This window comes from Variovorax sp. J22R115 (assembly GCF_030317005.1).
Classification (GTDB): domain Bacteria; phylum Pseudomonadota; class Gammaproteobacteria; order Burkholderiales; family Burkholderiaceae_C; genus Variovorax.
The window spans coordinates 1-3,393 of record NZ_JASZYM010000047.1; the positions used below are offsets into that span (position 1 = coordinate 1).

General features: G+C 65.5%; 3 protein-coding genes. All 3 read left to right on the forward strand.

Annotated elements, in window-relative coordinates:
• A partial coding sequence (locus QTI04_RS34040) for an autotransporter outer membrane beta-barrel domain-containing protein (protein WP_286619616.1) occupies positions 1 to 1,228 on the forward strand: 1,228 nt, incomplete at its 5' end.
• Between the two features lie 92 nt (positions 1,229 to 1,320).
• A complete protein-coding gene (locus QTI04_RS34045; protein ID WP_286605852.1) occupies positions 1,321 to 1,749 on the forward strand; it encodes a hypothetical protein in 429 nt (142 codons plus the stop codon).
• A 301-nt stretch (positions 1,750 to 2,050) separates the two neighbouring features.
• Positions 2,051 to 3,393, forward strand: a 1,343-nt coding sequence (locus tag QTI04_RS34050; protein WP_286619617.1) for an ESPR domain-containing protein, incomplete at its 3' end; no start/stop codon positions are given.

Genomic DNA, 3,393 nt, shown 5'->3' on the forward strand with positions numbered 1-3,393 from the left:
GAGCGCGCGCAACGGTGCCACCACCACTGCGCAGACCACCCGCGACGCCTTTGCGCTCGCGAACGGTCACGTCGATGCCGGGGCTTTCGAATACCGCCTGTACGCGGCCGACGCCCAGGGCGCTGGCGAGAACTGGTATCTGCGCTCGGAAGCCACGCCCCCGCCGCCAGAGCCTGCCGTCAAGCCCGAATCGCCTTCCGACCCGACCGAACCAGCCACACTGACTCCTTTGACCAAGACGCCGGACGCGACTGGCGAAACATCGCCAGCCACGGTGACGGTGCCGACCTACCGCGCCGAAGTTCCGCTCTTCGCAGCGCTGCCCGCGCAACTGCGGCAGGCCGATCTAGCGATGCTGGGCAACCTGCATCGCCGCGTCGGTGACGAGGGCAGCGCCAATGGCGGCCGGCAGGCCTGGGCCCGAGCCATGTACAACGATCTCGACATCCGCCAGGACGGCACTGCCTCGGCGCAGAGCCAGGGCCATGTGAGCGGCCTTCAGGCCGGCACCGACCTGCTGGCCGGCGGCAACTGGCGCGCCGGCGTTTACGTGGGCTACCTGGACGGGAGCGCGGACGTCAGCGGCAATGCGCGCGGCGCGATCGGCAGGGTCGGCTACAACGACCTGCAATCGCGCTACTTGGGCGGTTACGCGACCTGGTTGGACGCGAGCGGGCTGTACGCCGACGCCGTTCTCCAAGGCGGCAGCCACCGCTACACCGTGCGCCCGGACATCAACCCGAGCGCCTCCGGCAAGTCGAGCAGCGCCACCGCCTCGATCGAGACCGGCAAGCCTTTCGCGCTGGCCGAGGGCTGGACCATCGAGCCGCAGGCGCAGCTCGCCTACCAGCGCAGCAGCTTCGACGACGTGCTGATCAGCGGCGCGCGCGTGCAGCAGGACGCCGATGGCGGGTGGATCGGCCGATTGGGCCTGCGCATCAAGGGCGACATCGCCACCCGTGCGGGGCGACTGCAACCCTACGGCCGCTTGAACGTGTACCGCGCGGGTTCTGGCGCCGACGTCGCGACCTTCGTCGGTCCGGCGGCCAGCACGCGCATTGCCAGCGGGACCGGTTACACCTCGACCGAAGTCGCGGTCGGCATGACGTTGGCGCTGACGCCTGTTGTCACCCTCTACGGCGAAGCGGGGCAGCTTTTCAACGCGGGCGGCGACGTGAAAGTGAAGTCCTCGGTGCAGGGCTCGCTCGGCATGCGCGTGAGCTGGTAGGGGCCGGACAGCCCGCGGCTTTCGGTTCAAATAGGGCTTCAGCGGTCGCCCGATGCGGGGCGGCCTTCGAAGCCATCGCCTGACCGAACACCATGGAATTTCTTCGTCTCCGAACCATCGCCATTTCCGCACGCCTCGTCGTTCCGCTGCTGCTCGCGGTTGCCGTCTCGGGCGTGACCGCCCAGCAGGCCGCACCGCAGGACGCGAACCGCTTTCCCGCGGCCGCGGTGGGCTTCCTGGGCAGCGAGTTGCCGGCGATGGAAGTCGCCATCGCGGAGCGCGACAGGGATTACTTCGAGGACGCGATGGGCCGCATGCTCGACTTCTCCGACAAATGGGGGTTCAAGTCGCACGACAACCCCGCGCTGGCGCGCTTTCCGATGTGCACCGAGGCGGTGTCGGACTTTCTGGCAGTCGGGATGTGCCGCATCATGACCACCAGTTCCGCCTGCGAACCCGACATGGCGACACGCTTCAGCACGAACCTCCAGAAGTGCCGCGAATTGGCGGCACGGCTCTGAAGTATCGATTCGCCCTCAGCGATTCATCCAGACTCTCTTGCGCAAATAGGCCGGTGACGGGGGCTGCCAACCGCCGCTCCAAGGCAGTGCGTCGGCTTATGTCAACGTCGCGTGACAGTCGGCGGAAATGGCCCTGCCTCAGGAAATTTCGCCCCAAGGCGGAGCGGATTTGCCCCGCTGAAAAGTACTTTTCGCACCAATTGGGTGACTTCTCTCCACGTCTGTAAGAGTACCAAAGAATTACAGTGGTGAGTTTTCATTTCACGCTCGACGTGAGTTTTCAAAAGGGGAGAAGTACAACATGAATAGTGTTTTCAGCATCGTCTGGAATTCATCGAAACGCACGTGGACCGTCGCGTCCGAATTGGCCTCGAGCGCCGGCAAATCGGCCGTCCGGGTGCGACCCAACGCGGTGCAGACCACCGTTGCGGCGGCCCTGATCGGCCTTTCCGCCGTCGCCTCGGCCACTTGCTCGACCAACGCCAACGTCATCACGTGCGATGCGAATGGCACGGAGACAGGCATTGCGGGTATTGGCGTCAATACCGCGCCCGGTACTTCCGTCATCGTCGAGCCCGGCGCGATCATCAGTTCAGGCGGCCTTCCGGGCATCAGCGTTGGCGACGATGCGACCATTCTGATCAAGGCCGGCGCCAAGGTCGAGAACAACGCCCTCGGCAACACCAATGGCTTCTACGGCACCGGCACCAACACCATCGAGTTCCGTTCAGGCAATACGCTGACGATCGAGCAGGGTGCCAAGGTGCTTTCCAATGGCTCGGCGTTCGACGCGGAGGCGGTCAACCCGGTGGGCTCGGGCAACCGTATCGTCAATGACGGCGAGATCCGTTCGCAGGCAGGGGCCGCGGCCATCTTTTTCGAGTCGTCGACCGGCTCGAACACGGTCGTGAACGGCGCGACCGGCATCATCGAATTCAAGAACGGCGCGGGCAACATCATGGCCGCGTCGGGCACGATGGCGGTGGACTTCACCAACAAGGGCCAACTGATCGGATCGCTCAATTTCGCCGATGGCGACGACACGCTCAGGATCTACGACGGCTCGTCGATCTCCGGCACGATCAATGGCGGTGGCGGCAAGAACCTGCTGACCTTGAACGGCACCGGCGCGGACACCTTCGACCATGCGATCTCGAGCTTCCAGACGCTGGTGAAGAACGACAGCGGCACCTGGACCTTCAACAACTCGTTGGCGGATACGGGCATCGCCAGCACGCAGGTGGCCGGCGGCACGCTGATCCTGGGCTCGGACGCCAGCGGCTACACCGGCAGCATGACGGTCGACCCGGCAGGCATCCTGCAGACGCGGGCCGGGTTCATGCCGCAGACGATCACCGACAACGGCGTGGTGCGTTTCGAACAGCCCGTCGACGAGGTCTACGCCGGGTTGCTCTCCGGCTCGGGTGGCATCGAGAAAACCGGAACGGGCAAGCTGACGCTCACGACCGACCAGGCGATCACGGGCACCACCACGATCACGGACGGAGTGCTGCAGTTAGGCGACGGCGGCAGTGCCGGCGGTGTGGTGGGCGACATCGTGAACAACGCGACTCTGGTCGTGAACCGCTCGGACACGCTCGATCTGCCGGGTGCCATCAGTGGCTCCGGCGCGCTCCAGCAGGT

Bases quoted from the DNA above. Each gene is read 5' to 3' on its own strand.
- QTI04_RS34045 (WP_286605852.1), top strand. From the start codon at position 1,321: ATGGAATTTCTTCGTCTCCGAACCATCGCCATTTCCGCACGCCTCGTC.